Annotated in this window: 16 protein-coding genes, 20 tRNA genes and 1 rRNA gene; 4 read left to right on the forward strand and 33 right to left on the reverse strand. The window is 47.7% G+C overall.

Going from position 1 to position 18,120, the window contains the following annotated elements; translation table 11 throughout:
* Positions 1 to 500 precede the first annotated feature (500 nt).
* From BN1360_RS25610 to BN1360_RS25650, 9 genes are all read right to left on the reverse strand, one after another.
* Positions 501 to 1,652: an amidohydrolase family protein gene (locus tag BN1360_RS25610; protein ID WP_068782692.1), complete on the reverse strand. Its 1,152-nt coding sequence runs from the start codon at positions 1,650 to 1,652 to the stop codon at positions 501 to 503.
* Positions 1,642 to 2,715, reverse strand: coding sequence for a pyridoxal-phosphate-dependent aminotransferase family protein (locus BN1360_RS25615; protein ID WP_068782693.1), 1,074 nt, complete (start codon positions 2,713 to 2,715; stop codon positions 1,642 to 1,644). Before BN1360_RS25615 ends, BN1360_RS25610 begins: the two co-directional genes overlap by 11 nt.
* Positions 2,699 to 3,484, reverse strand: a complete 786-nt coding sequence (locus BN1360_RS25620) for an ABC transporter ATP-binding protein (RefSeq protein ID WP_068782694.1) — start codon at positions 3,482 to 3,484, stop codon at positions 2,699 to 2,701. Before BN1360_RS25620 ends, BN1360_RS25615 begins: the two co-directional genes overlap by 17 nt.
* Positions 3,484 to 4,236: an ABC transporter ATP-binding protein gene (locus BN1360_RS25625; RefSeq protein WP_068782695.1), complete on the reverse strand. Its 753-nt coding sequence runs from the start codon at positions 4,234 to 4,236 to the stop codon at positions 3,484 to 3,486. Before BN1360_RS25625 ends, BN1360_RS25620 begins: the two co-directional genes overlap by 1 nt.
* Entirely contained in the window at positions 4,236 to 5,102 is an 867-nt protein-coding gene (locus tag BN1360_RS25630) for an ABC transporter permease (RefSeq protein ID WP_324254316.1), read from the reverse strand. Before BN1360_RS25630 ends, BN1360_RS25625 begins: the two co-directional genes overlap by 1 nt.
* On the reverse strand, positions 5,099 to 6,088 hold the full coding sequence (locus BN1360_RS25635; RefSeq protein WP_229521112.1) for an ABC transporter permease: 990 nt from the start codon (positions 6,086 to 6,088) through the stop codon (positions 5,099 to 5,101). The genes BN1360_RS25630 and BN1360_RS25635 overlap by 4 nt, the downstream gene beginning before the upstream one ends.
* Positions 6,085 to 7,704: an ABC transporter substrate-binding protein gene (locus BN1360_RS25640; protein WP_068782697.1), complete on the reverse strand. Its 1,620-nt coding sequence runs from the start codon at positions 7,702 to 7,704 to the stop codon at positions 6,085 to 6,087. Before BN1360_RS25640 ends, BN1360_RS25635 begins: the two co-directional genes overlap by 4 nt.
* Before the next feature lie 143 nt (positions 7,705 to 7,847).
* Positions 7,848 to 8,339: a prolyl-tRNA synthetase associated domain-containing protein gene (locus BN1360_RS25645; protein WP_068782698.1), complete on the reverse strand. Its 492-nt coding sequence runs from the start codon at positions 8,337 to 8,339 to the stop codon at positions 7,848 to 7,850.
* A 222-nt stretch (positions 8,340 to 8,561) separates the two neighbouring features.
* Positions 8,562 to 8,954, reverse strand: a complete 393-nt coding sequence (locus BN1360_RS25650; protein ID WP_068782699.1) for an iron chaperone — start codon at positions 8,952 to 8,954, stop codon at positions 8,562 to 8,564.
* Between the two features lie 270 nt (positions 8,955 to 9,224).
* Between BN1360_RS25650 and BN1360_RS25655 the strand changes: the two genes are divergently transcribed.
* Both BN1360_RS25655 and BN1360_RS25660 read left to right on the forward strand, forming a co-directional pair.
* Positions 9,225 to 9,722, forward strand: coding sequence for a MarR family winged helix-turn-helix transcriptional regulator (locus BN1360_RS25655; RefSeq protein ID WP_068782700.1), 498 nt, complete (start codon positions 9,225 to 9,227; stop codon positions 9,720 to 9,722).
* A 47-nt stretch (positions 9,723 to 9,769) separates the two neighbouring features.
* Entirely contained in the window at positions 9,770 to 10,204 is a 435-nt protein-coding gene (locus BN1360_RS25660; RefSeq protein ID WP_068782701.1) for a flavodoxin domain-containing protein, read from the forward strand.
* A 178-nt stretch (positions 10,205 to 10,382) separates the two neighbouring features.
* Here the strand turns inward: BN1360_RS25660 and BN1360_RS25665 are convergent, their stop codons facing one another.
* From BN1360_RS25665 to BN1360_RS25675, 3 genes are all read right to left on the reverse strand, one after another.
* Positions 10,383 to 11,357, reverse strand: coding sequence for an aldo/keto reductase (locus BN1360_RS25665; RefSeq protein ID WP_068782702.1), 975 nt, complete (start codon positions 11,355 to 11,357; stop codon positions 10,383 to 10,385).
* 331 nt (positions 11,358 to 11,688) lie between these two features.
* Positions 11,689 to 12,540 (reverse strand): formylglycine-generating enzyme family protein, encoded by an 852-nt coding sequence (locus BN1360_RS25670; protein ID WP_068782703.1) that lies wholly within the window; start codon positions 12,538 to 12,540, stop codon positions 11,689 to 11,691.
* A gap of 191 nt (positions 12,541 to 12,731) precedes the next feature.
* Positions 12,732 to 13,367: a glycoside hydrolase family 11 protein gene (locus tag BN1360_RS25675; RefSeq protein WP_068782704.1), complete on the reverse strand. Its 636-nt coding sequence runs from the start codon at positions 13,365 to 13,367 to the stop codon at positions 12,732 to 12,734.
* A gap of 407 nt (positions 13,368 to 13,774) precedes the next feature.
* On the opposite strand from BN1360_RS25675, the gene BN1360_RS25680 reads away from it, so the two are divergent.
* Both BN1360_RS25680 and BN1360_RS25685 read left to right on the forward strand, forming a co-directional pair.
* The gene (locus BN1360_RS25680) at positions 13,775 to 14,110 is read left to right on the forward strand and encodes an ArsR/SmtB family transcription factor (protein ID WP_068782705.1); all 336 of its coding nucleotides are present in this window, start codon (positions 13,775 to 13,777) and stop codon (positions 14,108 to 14,110) included.
* Positions 14,111 to 14,127: 17 nt separating this feature from the next.
* On the forward strand, positions 14,128 to 15,084 hold the full coding sequence (locus tag BN1360_RS25685; RefSeq protein ID WP_068782706.1) for a cation diffusion facilitator family transporter: 957 nt from the start codon (positions 14,128 to 14,130) through the stop codon (positions 15,082 to 15,084).
* A 904-nt stretch (positions 15,085 to 15,988) separates the two neighbouring features.
* Here BN1360_RS25685 and BN1360_RS25690 read toward each other — a convergent pair.
* From BN1360_RS25690 to rrf, 21 genes are all read right to left on the reverse strand, one after another.
* Positions 15,989 to 16,059, reverse strand: a tRNA-Gly gene (locus tag BN1360_RS25690).
* 7 nt (positions 16,060 to 16,066) lie between these two features.
* Positions 16,067 to 16,143: transfer RNA gene (locus tag BN1360_RS25695), tRNA-Pro, on the reverse strand.
* A gap of 26 nt (positions 16,144 to 16,169) precedes the next feature.
* Positions 16,170 to 16,246, reverse strand: a tRNA-Arg gene (locus BN1360_RS25700).
* A gap of 3 nt (positions 16,247 to 16,249) precedes the next feature.
* Positions 16,250 to 16,324: transfer RNA gene (locus tag BN1360_RS25705), tRNA-Gly, on the reverse strand.
* A gap of 6 nt (positions 16,325 to 16,330) precedes the next feature.
* A tRNA-Leu gene (locus tag BN1360_RS25710) sits at positions 16,331 to 16,414 on the reverse strand.
* A gap of 30 nt (positions 16,415 to 16,444) precedes the next feature.
* Positions 16,445 to 16,520, reverse strand: a tRNA-Lys gene (locus tag BN1360_RS25715).
* 6 nt (positions 16,521 to 16,526) lie between these two features.
* Positions 16,527 to 16,601 (reverse strand) — tRNA-Gln (locus BN1360_RS25720).
* A 69-nt stretch (positions 16,602 to 16,670) separates the two neighbouring features.
* Positions 16,671 to 16,747 (reverse strand) — tRNA-Arg (locus BN1360_RS25725).
* Positions 16,748 to 16,750: 3 nt separating this feature from the next.
* A tRNA-Gly gene (locus BN1360_RS25730) sits at positions 16,751 to 16,825 on the reverse strand.
* Between the two features lie 6 nt (positions 16,826 to 16,831).
* A tRNA-Leu gene (locus tag BN1360_RS25735) sits at positions 16,832 to 16,915 on the reverse strand.
* Positions 16,916 to 16,945: 30 nt separating this feature from the next.
* Positions 16,946 to 17,021: transfer RNA gene (locus BN1360_RS25740), tRNA-Lys, on the reverse strand.
* Between the two features lie 6 nt (positions 17,022 to 17,027).
* Positions 17,028 to 17,102: transfer RNA gene (locus BN1360_RS25745), tRNA-Gln, on the reverse strand.
* A gap of 20 nt (positions 17,103 to 17,122) precedes the next feature.
* Positions 17,123 to 17,198 (reverse strand) — tRNA-His (locus tag BN1360_RS25750).
* 38 nt (positions 17,199 to 17,236) lie between these two features.
* Positions 17,237 to 17,310, reverse strand: a tRNA-Met gene (locus BN1360_RS25755).
* Between the two features lie 14 nt (positions 17,311 to 17,324).
* Positions 17,325 to 17,400: transfer RNA gene (locus tag BN1360_RS25760), tRNA-Val, on the reverse strand.
* 5 nt (positions 17,401 to 17,405) lie between these two features.
* Positions 17,406 to 17,480, reverse strand: a tRNA-Glu gene (locus BN1360_RS25765).
* Between the two features lie 30 nt (positions 17,481 to 17,510).
* Positions 17,511 to 17,602 (reverse strand) — tRNA-Ser (locus BN1360_RS25770).
* A gap of 72 nt (positions 17,603 to 17,674) precedes the next feature.
* A tRNA-Asn gene (locus BN1360_RS25775) sits at positions 17,675 to 17,747 on the reverse strand.
* A gap of 4 nt (positions 17,748 to 17,751) precedes the next feature.
* Positions 17,752 to 17,827, reverse strand: a tRNA-Ala gene (locus BN1360_RS25780).
* A 14-nt stretch (positions 17,828 to 17,841) separates the two neighbouring features.
* Positions 17,842 to 17,915, reverse strand: a tRNA-Ile gene (locus BN1360_RS25785).
* Between the two features lie 75 nt (positions 17,916 to 17,990).
* Positions 17,991 to 18,107 (reverse strand): 5S ribosomal RNA (gene rrf / locus BN1360_RS25790).
* Positions 18,108 to 18,120: the final 13 nt, after the last annotated feature.

The raw sequence follows: 18,120 nt of genomic DNA on the forward strand, positions 1-18,120 counted from the left end.
ACGAAACTACGTATCGTTATTTGGATCAAAAACAGGCTTTAAGGGCCTATTTGGGCTAAATAACGATACCCTGTTTCGTTAGATTTTTCAGAGGCCCCTTTTGGCCTGAATAGCGATACCACGTTTCGTTAGAGTTCTCAGGTGCCCGTTTGGTCTGAATAACAATACCACGTTTCGTTAGAGTTCTCAGGTGCCCGTTTGGTCTGAATAACGATACCTCATTTCGGTAGAGTTCTCAGGTGCCCAATTTGGCTCTAATAACGATACCACGTTTCGGCAGAGTTCCCAGGTGACCCTTTTGGCTCAAAATAACGATACCTCATTTCGATAGAGTTCCCAGATGCCCCTTTGGGCTCAAATGGCGATGCCTCATTTCACTTGAGTTCCACGATGCCTCTTTTGCCCCGAATAACGACGATACTACGTTCGATAGAGTTCCACTCTGGTTGCATAACGATGCAGCGACTAAGGCTGCAAGCTAGGCTCCGCTGAGCTACGCCCTATATCAAGTCCGCTTCGGCGGCTCCGGTTATGACGGAGACCATGCTCTGCCGAAGCTGAGCCGCGTCAGCTGCCTGATATGGATCGGCATCGAAAATAATCGCATCGGCCAAATATCCTTCGGCGATTTGTCCCAATTCATGGCCGCTGCCGAGAATTTCGGCGGCACCCGCCGTGGCGGCCTGCCACGCTTCCGCCCGGGTCAACCCATAATCGAGCAGCGTGTCCAGCTCCTGAAGGTTGTACCCATGAAGCGCGGGCGTGGCATAATCCGTGCCAAATCCGATGTGGACCCCCGCTCTCCTGGCATAGCGAACCGCATCAGGATGGGCTTCCGCAGCGCGAGCGGCGCGATCGCAAATGACCGGAGGCAATGCCAGCACGCCTGACGGGTCAGCAGCAATGCGATATATCGAAGCGGTAGGCACATAAGCTACGCCCGATTGAGCTAACCCGTTCGCCTGCTCCTCGGTCAGGTACATTCCATGCTCGATGGATTCCACCTTGGCCTGGATGGACCAGTCAATCGTTACTCCGCCCCAGGTGTGAACCATCACCTTTTTATGATGAGCATGCGCATGGCGGACGATGAAAGAGAACTCTTCCTGCGAAAAATTTGGATCAAGCACCTTTTCAGCAGGTGCACCAAGACCGCCTGTCGCCATAATCTTAATCCAGCCTGCCCCTGTCTCGAAGATCTGCTTCATACGTTGCTCCAAATACTTCACCCCACGGGCATCTGCTGCCCCCAGCATATCACTGCTGGTCTGTACCCTTAATGGCTGACCATAATGCTGAACGAGATGGGCCACGGTGCCTGGGAGGAGCCCGCCCGCATCGCGGGCCGTCGTTACACCGGTCCGCAGCGTAGCCGCAAAGGCTTCAGCTTGCATAGTTTCGATCTCCCGGGCATCGCGCCTCAATTGATCATCATGATCAAAGTCTGTCCAAGCCAGGTGGGTATGAAGATCAATGACTCCCGGACTGATCCATAAATCCTGTCCTGACGGAGCCAACTCGCCATCTTCCCGCCCCGATTCCACAATTGAGGAAAACCGCCCATCCTTGATGGCAATATCAAAGCGTTTGTCTCCAATCCCTGCTATAAAAATACGATTAAAGGTTTGTTCGCGCGGATGCTTATTGATCATGTCCTGCCTCCCAGACCTGCCGGACCCTCTCAACCGCGGCATCCGCGTCCCGCTCTACTAACTTACCAATTGCCTCAATCGCTTCCTCCACACTTTGCCGACTAGCATTAGCCCCAAAATGGTTAATCCGCAGAAGCTGGCCGAACAATTCACCATCCCCCGGGGCCACGATGCCAACAGGGCGCTCGATAAGCAAACTCTGCTCATCGGCAATCCGCACCGTCGTCGTCAGCTTGGAATAATATCTGCCATCCTTCTGCCAAGGCTCCAGCCCCAAGGCTTTAATGCCGGCAACGGCAGAGGATGCAGCCAATTGATGACGTCGAATCACTTGTGCTAAACCTTCTTCCTCAACAAGGGTCAAAGCTGTGACCAGTGCCCTGGCCTCCAGCGTTGGAAGGTTGGCAGGAACACGCACTGGCGCTTCTCCACCATCCATGACTGGCTTCAAATCAAGCAAGGATAAGATCGAATTACGCGGCGCATTTGCATTGGACTCCATGAATTCCCAGCCGCGTGGTGAGATACCGACCGCGCTGACACCGTTAGGTCCGGCCAAAGCCTTCTGCGCTCCTACTGCCACAATGTCGACACCCCAATCATCCACCCGCAGCGTCTCTCCCCCGACCGCTGAGACGGAATCCATCACCGTAATAAGGTTGTAGTCGCGGGCAAGCTTTAATATCTCTTCAGCGGGGTTCGCCCCGCCTGTAACCACTTCTGCCTGGACAAAAGAAAGCGCACATGGCTTAAACCGCTCAATCGCTGCAGCAACCGCCTCTACGGTAACCACTTCATCAAAAGGGACCCTCACCTCGGCAACGGTTGCTCCGCCACGCTCAAGCCAACCTCCAAATAAGCTTCCGTAAGGGCCGGTTACTATATTCAAAATCGTCCTGCCGGGCGCAGCGATCCCTGCTGCCATCGCCTCAATACCCAAGATCGCTTCCCCGGGAATGATGACAGGCGGATGCTGCGTATGCAAAAGTTTGGAGAACAGCCCGGTAAGTGTATCGAACTCGACTTGTGAGAGCGGTACATAGCCTTTAAATTCTCTGCTCATATGAACCTCCTGATCTGCTTGATGTTGGTATTCGCGGCACTGCGGACAACAGCTCACGGCTATAATCCGTCTCGGGCCGGACAAAGAATTTAGACTTGGAATTGACCTCTATCACTCTCCCCTGCCTCATAACCGCTACGTTATCGCTGATCGCATGAATAACCCCCAAATCATGGGAGATAAACAGCATGGTGAGATTAAGCTCCTCCTTGAGCGTATGAAACAATTCAAGCACACTCCGTTGAACAGACACATCCAGCGCGCTCGTTGGTTCATCGGCAATCAGCAGGCTTGGCTCCACGCTTAATGCGCGCGCAATCGCAATCCGCTGCCGCTGGCCCCCGGAAAATTCATAGGGATATCTGTCTAAAGCTCCCTCTTCGATATGAACACGCTCCAGGAGCTCTTTACATCTCTGTTCGACCTGACGCCGCTCTACGATTCTATGAAATAACAGCGCTTCAGATAGAATCTGCCGGATCGAATGCTTCGGATTCAGCGATGCGTCCGGGTTCTGAAAGATCATCTGCACATTCTTGTGCTGCTCGCGGCTCCTCTTCTTCTTCAATGGCTGCGATCCGAGCCGGATCTCCCCCTCATCGGGAACGATTAAGCCGGCAATGACGCGGGCCAGGGTGGATTTCCCCGAGCCGGATTCTCCGACAAGGCCAAGGGTCGTATGCTGCTCAATATTCAGATCAACATGGTTCAGCGCGGTAAACCCGCCATATTGAACCGTTATATTTTTCACCTGCAAAGCTGGCTCCATCACTGTTCACTCCCTTCAAGCTCCGGTAAAGCAAGCACCGAATCAAGCAGCATCCGCGTGTAAGGATGGGTAGGGTTTTGCAAAAGACTGAGCGTATCATCATGCTCAACAATCTGTCCCTCTTTCATCACACACAGCTTGGAACATAGAGCCGCGGCAATCGCGAGATTATGGGTGACAAACACCATGGCAAACCCTAGTTCACGTTGTAGATTTATGATCGTCTCGATAATCTGCTGCTGTACCGTCACGTCCAGCGCCGTTGTTGGCTCATCGCAGAGCAAAATGCCGGGCTTGCATGCCAAGGCCATAGCGATGACAATCCGTTGGCATTGACCGCCCGAAAGCTGGCTCGGATAACGGTCTGACCTTTTCAAAGAATCGGGGAGGCCCAGCATTTCGAGCAATTCAAGCGCTTGAATGCGGGAAGCCTTCCGGCTTGCTTTTTGCCGATAATAAATGACCTCCGCCACCTGGGCCACAACCGGGCAGAGCGGGTCCAGAGCACCTCTCGGGTCTTGAAATACCATGGCGCTGCTCACGTCGCTCTTGATGACTCCTCCCGTCTGCTCAATACCGCGGGGAAGCAGTCCGAGAATTGCACGCAGCGTAAGTGATTTGCCGGAGCCTGATTCGCCAACCAGGCCGAGGCTTTCTCCTTTACCCAACGAGAAGCTGACATTATCAACTAATTTCTTGGATTTAGCAGCCAATGATAAGGCCTCAACCTGTAACACCGTGTTAGCAGTCATTATTTTTTCCTCCATAAGTCTGCCAAGCCGTCACCCACCAGAGACAACGCAATCCCCGTATACACTACAGCCAGACCCGGAACTGCCGAGAGCCACCAGGCTGTCGTAATAAAGGAACGCCCGTCCGCAATCATCGTCCCCCAATCCGGGGTTGGCGGTGTAATGCCGATACCCAGATAACCGAGCGTAACGATCGCCACAAGCAGGCCGATCATGTCCGTCATCAATACCACAATCGCTTGCGGCAGCACATTGGGCAGCAGATGGCGCAGGATGATTCTTACTCCTGGCAGCCCTAAAGTCCGTGCGGATGCGACCCATTCCTGTTCGCGGAACGAAGCGCTGAGACCTTTTACCACACGGGCAAATACGATCCATCCTACCAGCATAAAGGTGATATAAATGCCTCGTTCTCCCGCTCCGCTGGCAAAGGCTACGATAATGACGATTAAATAAAAAGGAAACGCGATCAGCGTATCCGTCAGCAGCGAAATCATGGTATTAAGCCATTTCCCGTAATAACCTGCCAGCATGCCTAGAAATACTCCCGTGCAGAACGGGATGATTTCCGCCAGGACCATAATTTTCAGGTCAGTTCGCGCAGCATAGATCAATCTTGTAAACAAATCGCGCCCAAGCTGATCCGTCCCCAGCCAATGCTCCGGTGAGGGAGGCTGCAAAAAGGCGCTTAAATTTTGCTCCGAGGGCTGATAAGGACTAATGAAAGGAATAAACAGCGCCAGCCCGATAAGTACGGCAAACATAAGGCCTCCGACCAGAAGAGAGGGAGTGTTCCATACCCGGCTTGCCAGGCTTATTTTCCTTCCGCCCATAGGCCTTGGAGAGTCTATTTGGATAGGATTCATTGTTTTCCCCTCGTTCTGGGGTCAAGCCACCAGGATATTATTTCAATCAGCAAACTGATGATCACAACAGCTACTGCGCAATATAGTGCTATTCCTTGAATAACCGGGAAGTCCCGTTTCGCGATGGAGCTGAACAGCAGGCTTCCAATCCCTTTAATGCCAAATACCTGTTCAACGACCAGCGTGCCGCCGATCAAATAAGAGATATTCACGCCCAGCAGCATCAGTGTCGGAAGAGCCGAGTTGCGCAGCACATGCTTAAACAGAACTACCCGGCTTGGTATCCCCGCAGCTTTTAAGGTAACTACAAAATCGGACTCCAGCACCTCAAGCATCTGCGCTCTTAATGAACGAACCAGCGTAGGGATCTGAGAGAAAGCGACGGTAATCGCCGGCAGCGTAAGACTGTATAAAGTTCCGGTCCAGCCTTCCCCGATCCCGCCAACGGGAAACCAGTGAAGACGGACGCTAAAGAGCAGGATCAATAGCAAGCCAACCCAGAAAACGGGCATGCCCAGCGTTATTGTAGGGATAACCCGTATTAGATGATCCGCAAGCCGATCCTTGTGTGTAGCAGCAAGCACAGCTAATAGAAGCGCAACCACCACTGCCAGAACACAAGCCATCCCAATCAGAAGCAGGGTAACGGGAGCCCGTTCGGCGATTAATGCTCTGGTTGAGGTTCCGGCAATAATGGAATTTCCCGTATCTCCTTGAGTGAACAGTGTCTTGACGAATCGGAAGAATTGCTCCCATAGAGGAAGATCCAGCCCAAGCGTATGACGCATCTTCTGGATAGCTTCAGGTGTGCTATATTCTCCCAGAATCATTTTTGCGGGATCCCCCGGAACAATACGGATGATGAAAAATACGGTTGTCATCACACATAGGATCACAACTAACGCGCGGACAACAGCCAATATGAGCCAACTGCCGGATACATTGCCACCCGGCGATTTATTTAATGTCTTGCTTACTCTCATCATTGTTTAACATGAACTTCTTCAAAGCGAACACTACCGTTAGGCAAGACGACGAAGCTATCGACTGAAGAACGAACGCCTTTCAGGATGTCCGGATAATAAAGCGGGATGTACGGCACTTCGTCCGCAACAATTTGCAGCAGATCTGAATAGACCTTCGCACGGCCATCCCCATCCGGCGTCTTCTGCCCCTCATGCAGAAGCTTGGTTACTTTCTCATTCGTATAATGCGTCCAGTACGATTTACTGAATCCTTCCGGATCGGTCTGGAAGGCGATAATCGAGTTCGCATCAGGAGAATCCGCCTGCCCGCTGTTAAGCATAGCCGAGAAATCGTAAGCGAAGAAACGTTCCCGGAAAGTGGCTAATTCGATCGATTCAATCTCAATATTAATCCCGATCTCCTTGCCCGCCGCCTGGATAATTTGCGCCTCTTGGGCCCTTGTACTATTGCCGGAGGCTACAAGCAATTTTGTGCTGAATCCATCAGGGAAGGCTGATTTGGCCAACTCCTCCTTGGCAGCATTCAAATCAAAGTTCAACGCTTTGATCGTATCATTTGAATGATATGGGATTGCCGTTGGCAGCAATGAATTCGCCGTTTGCGCATAGCCGAAGGTTAGCGCCTTGGTCAAGCCTTCACGATCGATGGCCAAGGCTAGAGCCCGGCGAACATGAACATCGGAGAAATGTGGATCTAACGTATTGAAGAACAACTGTTCAGTCACCCAGCTGCCATTTGTTACTACGGTAGTGTCAGCGCCATTCTTGATCTCTTCGGCATTTTGCAGAGCAAGCGATTCGATGCCGTCGATCTCTCCCGCCTTCAATTGATTGATCGCCTGACTGTCGTCTTCTATCAGCTTGTAGACCAGCTTATCCATATACGGCTTCCCTTCCTGCCAATAGTACGGGTTCTTGGCAAAAGTCAGATCGCCAGCCGGGTCCCATTGCTCTACAACGAAGGGCCCTGTGCCCACAGGCTTCTTGAAGAACTCCTCCTCAGAAACCCCACCGAAATTGTTCGGAAGGATACCGTTGGAGAAGTTGGACAACTCGGAGATGAACGGGGTATACGACTCCTTCAGCGTAATGACCAGCGTGTGATTATCCTCCGCTTTGATGGTGTCAACCTTGGCCGCTATAGCAAGTGGACCGCCAACAGTCAAATGCCGCTGCAGCGAGAATACGGCGTCCTCCGCAGTAACATCCGTCCCGTTGGAAAATTTCAGGCCATCGCGCAGCACAAAGGTATAGGCCAGTCCGTCGTCACTAATGTTATGCGACTTGGCGAGCCAATCGACAATCTCGCCTTTGCTATCAAAGGCAACGAGGGGTTCAAATATTTTATCAATGGCAAAAGCATTGTTTGCTGTAATCTGATTATGCAGATCAAGCGAATTTACGGAAGCCGACCGCCCGTAGACAAAGGTACCTCCCGCCGCAGGCTCGCCTGTATTAGCACTTTGGTTCTTTTCCTGATTCGCATTTTGCTGAGCATCTTTATTCGCAGCAGGAGCATTTTTGTTTCCGGCGCATCCTGCAATTAATACCAACAATAGAACTGCCAATGTCCCTGCCCAAATTGATTTTCTTACAGATGATTGGAACCTTTTCATGCCTCTTCCCCCTTCTCATATAAAACAGATAAGATTAGTATGAATAACATTATGGATGAAACCCTTATTTCTGTCAAACAAAAATCTCCTCTATTCCTCTGCCTTAAAAAGTCAAAAAAAGACCCGCTAGAGTCTAGCAGGCCCTAGATTTCTATGTAACAAATCTTATTTCCTCGGCTCTTAATGACTGCTTCTAAATCTTGCGGACGAAGCCAGATGGTTGCAGTATTATCATTCGGATGTACTCCAACTTGGTTAAACTGCAAAATATCTTGATCGATTACAACCTCTACTCTACGAGTCTCATCGTTCAAAATCCCTAAGGGGGTAACAGCTCCTTTATTCAGATTCAAGTATCTGTGCAAATCCTCTTCGGAAGCAAAGCTAAGCGGTCGACAGTTTAATCCTTGTCTTAAACTTTTCAGATTAACGGTCTTCTCCTTTTGCAGCACGATGATAAAATATCTCTTCTTCTTGTCATCCCGGATGAACAGATTTTTCGCAATCGCTTCCCTATTGTCTATTGGGAGTTGCTCCATTTCTTCTATTGTATATACGACTGGATGTTCCACAAACCCATATTCAATTCCCATCCTGTTCAAAATATCAAATACCTGCTGATGTATGGCATTCATTCTAGTTCTCCTCCCTTCTTGGCTATTTTAGCAAAAAAACATTTATGATTATCTCACATTCCTGCCTCTCCGTATATAAGAAGGACTCAATAAACAGGATTTTTAATTGTTAATTTATTACAATATGTACCCAAAGGCTCTACCTCTCTTACCACGCAAAAAAACCGCCATTCTTACCTGCTTATCGCTAGGGTTAAATGGCAGCCTCGGCCGCGGAGAACATTATTTTTTTTTCTGCTTCGCCTTACGTTCGGCTTTGGCTATATTCTCGGACACTCGGAACTTCACAATCTTGGTGATCAAGTCATAGGGGATTGGCTGGCCGAAAGGGAACTGGATCGTTCCTTTACCCGCTTTATAAGGTGCTAGCTCTTGCTCAAATTCATTAATCCCGCTAGGTGCCGGATAGAAGCCAATATGATTCTTGAACGCTGCAAAATGGACTACATTGCCCTGTTGCGCAAATGTCGGCATTTGGTAGCTGATCTTCTCCACAGCTTCAGGTGCCGCTTCACGAATGACCTGGCGGATCTTCTCCAGAATCTCCTGAATGTCCGGTGGGAATGTGGCAATATAATGATCGATTGATTCATAGGTTATCTTGTTCGTGTCCATAGCTGGTCCCTCTCCATCATTTTCTTCCCAATATTATAACATCAATGTTTGTCTAATATGTCCAAGCGCAACTGCTTTGCTATATACCTTATCTATTCACTGCGAGCTACTCGAAACCCCTTGGTCAGGACCAAAGCCATTCGCCTCTAACTTGCCGCGGAAAGCAATCTCAATTATCGCTAAATATTTGACAGCAAAAGCATATTAAAGTATCTTGATAATTAAGTATCTTGATAATCAAGATTTATTAAAATTCAAGGAGGGCTATTTTTGTCAAGCAATATACCTGAACAACCCTCGGAGTTGCAAGAAAACCTGACGATGAGTATGCGCGGATTAGGAAACAGAACGATACTTTACCAGCAAAGTGTAGCTGCTGTCTTAGGTCTCTACAATAATGACTTTCTATCCGTTGATATCCTGCATGAAAAAGGTCCTATCACTGCCGGAGAACTGTCCAGGCTAACCGGACTTACGACAGGCAGCGTTACTTCATTAATCGACCGGCTGGAAAAAAACGGATTTGTGCAAAGACAACCTGACCCCCATGACCGTCGCAAAGTGATTATTGTACCACTATATGAGGATAAAGAAGAAGTTCGTAAGACATACCTTCTGCTCCACGCAGCGATGGTCAAGCTGGCTTCATCGTATTCAGATGAAGAGCTTGAGCTCATTACACAATTCTTGAATAAAGCAAGCGCCGTTTTAGAGGAGCAAATTCATCAGCTTCATTTACAAGCACGCAATAGCTCCTCCTCGCGATAATGTTATGTTACAAAACACCAAAAAACCAAGGATAAGGGATGAGTTAAATGGCTGTACTAGTTATCTATGCTACGAAAACAGGAGCCACGGCGCAATGCATAAAAGTGCTTGCTGAAGAGATTCCAAACTGTGCAACTTGTAATATTCAAATGGAGAAACCCGCTATCGAGGATTTCGATCGTATCATTTTAGGAGCGGGAGTTCGGGACGGAAAAATATATAAACCGATTCGTGATTTTATCAAAAAAAATCATCAAGAGTTATTGAAAAAAAGAATGGGTTACTTCATTTGTAACGAGAAGCCAAAGGAGACTGAAGAAATAATAGAACGGAATATCCCCGCCGATCTAAAAGAAGCAGCTATCTGCATTGAATCGTTTGGCGGTTATAAGGCTCACGCTGCACCAAAAGAAGGAACGGATCAATTGAAAGGAATTTTCGTAGATCGAATAAAAGCATTTTCCGAAAATTTCATAAGGTAAGTTCCTCAAATAGGAATTAAGCAGGAGGTAACGCTCAGAACTGTTACCTCCTACGTAACCTTATGTGATAATTTGCTTCGCTGGACGAACCCTATTTCACTACAGTCAATGACTTAAAAACACGTCAAGCCCGTTTTCCATATGTATTCGCTAAACTGTGCGGTACCAAATAATTCAATTAATAATGGCCAACGACTTGGTGCGGTACGTAAGGTTCTTCCAAAAACGCAATTTCTTCGGCTGTTAATTTAATGGTTAGAGCCGCTTCCGCATCTTCAAGATGAGAGATTTTTGTTGCCCCAACGATGGGAGCAGTTATCGGTTCTTTATGCAGAAGCCAAGCAAGTGCGATGTGAACGCGACGAACGCCATGTTTCTCTGCGAGACTTACAACCCGATCCACAACTATTTGATCCGCATCCGCTGTTGTATCATATTTTTGTTTTGCAATTTGATCAGTTTCAGCACGGTATGTTGTTATCTCGCGCGCCAGTCTTCCTCCCGCGAGCGGGCTGTAAGGAATCACTCCGATTTTTTCTTCCTTGCAAAGTGGCAGCATCTCCCGTTCCTCTTCACGGTATATGAGGTTTAAATGATTCTGCATGGATACAAATCGTGTCCACCCATTTTTCTCAGCCACATGCAGCGCCTTCAGGAACTGCCAGGCGTACATGGCAGAAGCACCAATGTATCTCGCCTTACCAGCCTTAACAACATCGTGCAGTGCCTCCATCGTCTCTTCAATAGGTGTATTGTAATCCCAACGATGAATTTGATACAAATCGACGTAGTCGGTTTTTAATCTCTTAAGACTCTTATCGATTTCGCTCATGATCGCTTTGCGGGAAAGTCCAGCTCCGTTTGGCCCTTGATGCATGCGGTTATAAACCTTGGTTGCTAGAACAATCTCATCTCGATTGGCATAATCCTTTAGAGCCCCTCCAATAATTTCCTCACTTGTCCCGTCGGCATATACATTCGCTGTATCAAAAAAATTGATTCCACTATCTAAAGCTTTTTTGATTATTGGGCGAGCTTGCTCCTCACGAAGCACCCAACGATGGTGCCCCTTATCTGCATCACCGAAGCCCATACAACCAAGACAGATCCGAGATACATCCAATCCGGTATTTCCAAGCTTCGTATAGTCCATTTAATGGATCCCCCTTATTATTTCCTAACGTATTTCGAAAAGGCGGTTTCACCTTTTATTGATTGTTTAATCTACTCCTATCTATAATTTTAAACAGAAACAAGTTGCTTACAATAGCCAAATCGACCTGATGTGTGAATTAAAAATGTTACGCTTTCTGCCATGGAGGAGCTTTAAAGATATGCCGTACCTGAAGCCCCATTCCACAGCCCCCACGACCGCCGCTCCTAAAAATTGGACAAACAGGGATATTGTTAGATAGGAATTGTAATTGAATAAAGCCCCCATTCCCACCAACTTGTCACTGGCGTGAAATGGCGGCCTGTCCATTCTACTCACTGCGAGCCACTCGAAACCCTTGGTCAGGGCCAAGGCCATTCGCCTCGAACTTGCCGCGGAAAGCAATCTCATTGTTGCTAACATCACCGATCCAGCCGCCGCCCTTCACCACCCGAAAAGATCCGCTGCTGCTGTCCAGATCTTCCCCATACCAGTTCCAGCACCATTCCCTTACATTGCCTGACATATCGTAGAGCCCTAACTCGTTAGCCTTTTTGGTACCAACAGATTGGGTTTTATTTTTATTATCTTCTATGATTGGCCAGTTCCAGTCCCCTGATAAGTATTTATTTCCGGCATTTCTCCAATACCATGCTACATCATCAGCCTTATCGCTTCCACTGTAGGTGTAGCTCTTGCTCAACTGACCTCCACCAGCAGCATATTCCCATTCGGCTTCGGTCGGCAATCGGTAACCGTTAGCCCCTTCATTCATCGTTACTATCCATTTCATATTATCGTTCTCACTCATATTGTTCGGATCCTGGTTGTTCTGATCGATAATGTAGTATGGCTCCAGGCCCTCTTTGACGCTTCGCTGATTGCAGTACTCAATAGCGTCATACCAGGTTACCATTTCAACCGGCAAATGGTCTCCCTGGAATCCGGATGGATTGTAGCCCATAACCTCGGCCCACTCTTTCTGAGTGACCTCATATTTACCAATGTAGAAATTTGATATGGTTACACTTTTTCCATAGTAGTTGGACTTCGTGTTCGTCATTGCCCCACCTTCCACAAAGACAAGACCGGGATTGGCGTCATTTTTCCCAGGCCTCTCTTGTGAGCAAGCGCTGACTACTAATACTAGGGCTACTAGAAGGAAAGTGAATAATTTTCTCATGGATATATCTCCTTTAAATAGATGAAAAAAGTGGTTAAGCTTGGACATTTACAGAAGATAATAAATATATTAAGGCCGCCGGCTTGTGGGCCGGCAGGCCTTTGGCGCTATTCAGCGTTAAGAAAGCTCTAGAACTTTAACTTTGAAGCTACGGCCTGGCATTGTTCATCGACCTGGTTACAGTCGACCTGTTACCACACCGTTACGTTAGAACTGCCGCTACTTTGATATCCTTCTGTAGCCAACACTTGATAAGACCAGCTGCTGCCCAAATTCATTCCATAATTCTTCCATGCATTAACGTGGTTGCTAAACGTAATAGCAACGTTGCTTCCTGTCGCTCTCTTCGACTGACGAACACTCCAGAACTGTTGGAAAGTTTGTGTACCGTCAATGGAAGGAGCATTGTACCGCATGCTTGTATAAACGTCATACGTTCCCCCGTCACTTGATACAGTACCTTTATACGTTCCAGTAGGGCGGTAAGTTCCCCAGCTATCTACAACGTAATATTCGATAAGCGAGTTTCTTGTCCAACCATAAAGAGTCAAATATCCGTTGCCATTTGGTGCCCAGACGCCAGCGTTGTAGTTGATGGTTCTGGATGGTGATCCCGTACCCCAGCCTTTGCCCACAACAAAGTTGCCGGAGTTTGACCATGTCACACTATAATTGCCGCCAGATCCATTAACCGCATTAACGGTTCCGCCACCATCGGTCCAATTTTGCCAATAGTCTGTTGCTGCACTGGAGGTCACTGCAAACATACTAAAACTCATCGCTGCTACGAGTAATGCCGTCATTATTTTCCTATTAAATTTGAACATAGAATACCTCCTTAATATATTATTGCAACTACGCCCTACCCTACATCCTTCTGTCGGTTTTACTTGCAGTACGTAACTTTTACTGTTTTTTCTTCCTGAAAATTCTATTTTCCACCTCCTTACTTGTAAATTATAGAAATAAAGCGTTTACATAACAACTTATCAAATTAAAGGTTTATCCCTCTTTATTTTAGATATTTGAATAAAAGTAGGATGTAAGAGATGGATTAGTGTAACGAGAATCGAGGAGCCCATGATCATATGATTGATCCTTTGGAGAAACGGCAAGACTGAAATAAATGTGAAACCTGCGGATTGACATTTCGTGCAGAGTATTATAATCTATGTATGACAATATGAGTATATGTTCATATACATCTAATTTTCCTTACAGAGGGGTATAATAAATGAGTGAAGAGCAGGAATACAAAGAAGCATTTCATGACGGAGCGCAGGATCTGGATGAAGAAACGTTATTTGTCGTTTCACAAACCTTCAAAGCGTTGAGCGACCCAACAAGAATCCGCATTTTGCATTTATTGTGTAAAGGGGAGCATTCCGTCAATGAAATTGCGGAGATACTAAATCTAAGCCAATCGAGCGTTTCCCACCAATTGCGTTTTTTGAAAAACTTAAGATTGGTCAAGTTTAGAAGAGCAGGCACTACCTTGTATTATTCAGAAGATGATGATCACGTTATGAACCTGCTGGGGAAAGCCATTGAGCATGCTGTACATCTATAATGCAGAGGAGACATATAATGGGACACGATCATGGACATGACCATACACATGGTGCAAATAAAAAAGCATTACTGATAAGTTTTATTATTATTACAGGATATATGATCATTGAGGCATTTGGAGGATTTATTACCAACAGCCTTGCGTTATTATCTGATGCAGGCCATATGTTAAGTGACTCCATCTCACTTGGTGTGGCACTATTGGCTTTTACCCTCGGCGGAAAGGTGGCCAACTACAATAAAACATATGGCTACAAACGATTTGAAATATTAGCCGCAGTTCTTAACGGGGTGACGCTCGTATTCATTGCAATCTATATTTTCTATGAAGCGATCCAGCGTTTTCAAAACCCGCCTGAAGTGGCTTCAACCGGCATGTTGATCATCTCTTCAATTGGTTTGCTGGTTAATATTTTTGTAGCATGGTTTATGATGCGCAGTGGGGATGTGGAAGAAAACTTGAATATGCGTGGAGCATATCTGCATGTCATTAGTGATATGCTTGGCTCTGTGGGTGCGATTATTGCCGCGCTGCTGATTATGTTCTTCGGTTGGGGCTGGGCAGATCCACTCGCCAGTGTCATTGTTGCCGCACTCGTATTACGCAGCGGTTATTATGTTATGAAGTCCGGGCTCCATGTCCTGATGGAGGGAACTCCGCAAAATGTAGATATGAACGAAGTGATTCAAACACTCCAACATGCAAAAGGAATTCAAAGCGTTCACGACCTGCACGTCTGGTCGATTACAAGCGGGTTAAATGCTCTTTCCTGCCATGCAGTTGTAGATGATCAAATGTCCATTGCTGACAGTGAGCGATTGCTCCGTCAAATCGAACATGAGCTTGAACATAAGAACATTCATCATATGACAATTCAATTAGAGACTTCTGCCCATCGTCATGACAATTCGATTCTGTGTACCGTGAAGGCTGAAGCCTCCGGACACCACCACCATGAACATCATCACTAATAAGAATGCCATATGGAATAAACAACAATCCCACCGGTCTTCATTGATCTGGGATTTTCCTATGAACGTTTAGGAGTTTGCTCATCAATTACCCGTTCCCTGTCCATGCCCCGAGCAGCAGAAGCTCAAGATCAACATGAGTACGGTATTTATTGCTCCACGTTTCCTGACATGATCATAGCTCTTTTTTATTAATTTTCCGCAATATGGTCAAATGACCAGGTCAAAAAGCCCACTCCGCTCATATCTTGCAATAACTATTTACCTGAAGGAGGTAAACAATTGAGTACGAGCAAAGTTGATACTTCACCGGTGATTATATTAGTGTTATTCATTTTCCTGTACATCATTCTCCAGAGTGGGTACTTCCCTTATCTGGCCTCAACTACTACCAGAGCTGCTGCAAAAGCTGATACCACCTCAGATTATGCTCCCGGGGTTATATGCAATCCCCCAAACTGTGCATACTCTGATTCAGCTGGTACCTATTACTACGGACCCGAATTCCCACATTACCATAGCGAAAATTTGCATACCGGCCAAAATGGCGTATGGGTTCCAACTAGCTAAAACCGAAAGAACACCGAACGAATGATGTCGGTGTTCTTCTTTTTCCGCCCCCTGCAGGGAAATAAAAAGCACCTTGATAAGGGGCTCGATCAAACATTAGATTGGGGAAGCTTAGCTGCTAATCTATTGAATGTATCCCCGATCTGCTTGCTAATGACGTATTATTGATTCCAAACTTATTTCAGAGTACAGCGATACTCAAGGAGAACTTTGATCAACAAACCAGAAATTTGCCCCACAATACGCCCCCTACGAGAAAGTAGTTTGGGCTTTATCGAATTTTATGAAAACAAAAAACCCTTGAAATAAGGGTTTCGAGTCTTAAAAGGTACAAAGCGGGTGATGGGAATCGAACCCACGCTACCAGCTTGGAAGGCTGGAGTTCTACCATTGAACTACACCCGCAAAATGATGGTCGGGATGACACGATTCGAACATGCGACCCCCTGGTCCCAAACCAGGTGCTCTACCAAGCTGAGCTACATCCCGTCAAACATGATGTTATTGAATTGAAATGGCGCGCCCTAAGAGATTCGAACTCCTGACCTTTTGATTCGTAGTCAAACGCTCTATCCAGCTGAGCTAAGGGCGCAAATGGAGCGGACGACGGGAATCGAACCCGCGACCCTCGCCTTGGCAAGGCGATGCTCTACCGCTGAGCCACGTCCGCAAAGCATGGTGCGCGTGGAGGGACTTGAACCCCCACGTCAAAGACGCTAGATCCTAAGTCTAGTGCGTCTGCCAATTCCGCCACACGCGCACATACACAATGTATTCTTCAAGAGAATACTGGTGAGCCATGAAGGACTCGAACCTTCGACACCCTGATTAAAAGTCAGGTGCTCTACCAACTGAGCTAATGGCTCATAAAATGGCTGGGGATATAGGATTCGAACCTATGAGTGACGGAGTCAAAGTCCGTTGCCTTACCGCTTGGCTAATCCCCAANGGTCCCAAACCAGGTGCTCTACCAAGCTGAGCTACATCCCGTTAAACATGATGTTATTGAATTGAAATGGCGCGCCCTAAGAGATTCGAACTCCTGACCTTTTGATTCGTAGTCAAACGCTCTATCCAGCTGAGCTAAGGGCGCAAATGGAGCGGACGACGGGAATCGAACCCGCGACCCTCGCCTTGGCAAGGCGATGCTCTACCGCTGAGCCACGTCCGCAAAGTATGGTGCGCGTGAAGGGACTTGAACCCCCACGTCGTGAAACGCCAGATCCTAAGTCTGGTGCGTCTGCCATTCCGCCACACGCGCACATACACAATGTATTCTCCTGAAGAATACTGGTGAGCCATGAAGGACTCGAACCTTCGACACCCTGATTAAAAGTCAGGTGCTCTACCAACTGAGCTAATGGCTCATAAAATGGCTGGGGATATAGGATTCGAACCTATGAGTGACGGAGTCAAAGTCCGTTGCCTTACCGCTTGGCTAATCCCCAACAACTACTTTGAGATTAAATGGGGCGATCGATGGGACTTGAACCCACGAGTGCCGGAGCCACAATCCGGTGCGTTAACCCCTTCGCCACGACCGCCATAATGTTGTTCATTGAGTTGTAAAACTTGAAGCTAATTGCGGGGGCAGGATTTGAACCTACGACCTTCGGGTTATGAGCCCGACGAGCTACCGGACTGCTCCACCCCGCGTCAATTAGAATATATGGTGGAGGCTAACGGGATCGAACCGCTGACCCTCTGCTTGTAAGGCAGATGCTCTCCCAGCTGAGCTAAGCCTCCATACTTGGTGACCCGTAGGGGATTCGAACCCCTGTTACCTCCGTGAAAGGGAGGTGTCTTAACCCCTTGACCAACGGGCCTTACATTAAATATAACATGCTAGATAATCATGGCGGAGAGAGAGGGATTCGAACCCTCGAGACGCTTGTGACGCCTACACGATTTCCAATCGTGCTCCTTCGGCCAACTCGGACACCTCTCCATGTGTTTAGGGTCCCCAGAAAGCGAATGGATTAAGCTTCAATAGCAAAATCTTCACCTTCTGGGAAAGCAACTCCCCGAACAGGACTCGAACCTGTGACAACTCGATTAACAGTCGAGTGCTCTACCAACTGAGCTATCAGGGAATATTGGTGGAGCCAAGGAGGATCGAACTCCTGACCTCCTGCTTGCAAGGCAGGCGCTCTCCCAGCTGAGCTATGGCCCCATACTGATATAAAATGGGCCCTAGTGGACTCGAACCACCGACCTCACCCTTATCAGGGGTGCGCTCTAACCAACTGAGCTAAGGGCCCTCATTAAAGGAACACGATTCAACGAACTAGTATGTATAAATACACCGGCGAAAAAAAATCCCCCTAAGGGGTTTCGCTTGGCGGCTTCCTACTCTCCCAGGACCCTTCGGTCCAAGTACCATCGGCGCTAGAGGGCTTAACGGTCGTGTTCGGGATGGGTACGTGTGGAACCCCTCCGCCATCGCCACCAAACGTTCAAGGTTAA

It is taken from the genome of Paenibacillus sp. GM2, assembly GCF_900069005.2.
In the GTDB taxonomy this organism is placed as follows: Bacteria; Bacillota; Bacilli; order Paenibacillales; family Paenibacillaceae; genus Fontibacillus.

Coding starts and splice junctions, on each gene's coding strand:
- BN1360_RS25680 (WP_068782705.1), top strand. CDS start 13,775: ATGAGTGAAGAGCAGGAATACAAAGAAGCATTTCATGACGGAGCGCAG.
- BN1360_RS25630 (WP_324254316.1), bottom strand. CDS start 5,102: ATGAATCCTATCCAAATAGACTCTCCAAGGCCTATGGGCGGAAGGAAA.
- BN1360_RS25635 (WP_229521112.1), bottom strand. CDS start 6,088: ATGATGAGAGTAAGCAAGACATTAAATAAATCGCCGGGTGGCAATGTA.
- BN1360_RS25675 (WP_068782704.1), bottom strand. CDS start 13,367: ATGTTCAAATTTAATAGGAAAATAATGACGGCATTACTCGTAGCAGCG.
- BN1360_RS25625 (WP_068782695.1), bottom strand. CDS start 4,236: ATGACTGCTAACACGGTGTTACAGGTTGAGGCCTTATCATTGGCTGCT.
- BN1360_RS25685 (WP_068782706.1), top strand. CDS start 14,128: ATGGGACACGATCATGGACATGACCATACACATGGTGCAAATAAAAAA.
- BN1360_RS25665 (WP_068782702.1), bottom strand. CDS start 11,357: ATGGACTATACGAAGCTTGGAAATACCGGATTGGATGTATCTCGGATC.
- BN1360_RS25640 (WP_068782697.1), bottom strand. CDS start 7,704: ATGAAAAGGTTCCAATCATCTGTAAGAAAATCAATTTGGGCAGGGACA.
- BN1360_RS25670 (WP_068782703.1), bottom strand. CDS start 12,540: ATGAGAAAATTATTCACTTTCCTTCTAGTAGCCCTAGTATTAGTAGTC.
- BN1360_RS25610 (WP_068782692.1), bottom strand. CDS start 1,652: ATGATCAATAAGCATCCGCGCGAACAAACCTTTAATCGTATTTTTATA.
- BN1360_RS25620 (WP_068782694.1), bottom strand. CDS start 3,484: ATGGAGCCAGCTTTGCAGGTGAAAAATATAACGGTTCAATATGGCGGG.
- BN1360_RS25645 (WP_068782698.1), bottom strand. CDS start 8,339: ATGAATGCCATACATCAGCAGGTATTTGATATTTTGAACAGGATGGGA.
- BN1360_RS25615 (WP_068782693.1), bottom strand. CDS start 2,715: ATGAGCAGAGAATTTAAAGGCTATGTACCGCTCTCACAAGTCGAGTTC.
- BN1360_RS25650 (WP_068782699.1), bottom strand. CDS start 8,954: ATGGACACGAACAAGATAACCTATGAATCAATCGATCATTATATTGCC.
- BN1360_RS25660 (WP_068782701.1), top strand. CDS start 9,770: ATGGCTGTACTAGTTATCTATGCTACGAAAACAGGAGCCACGGCGCAA.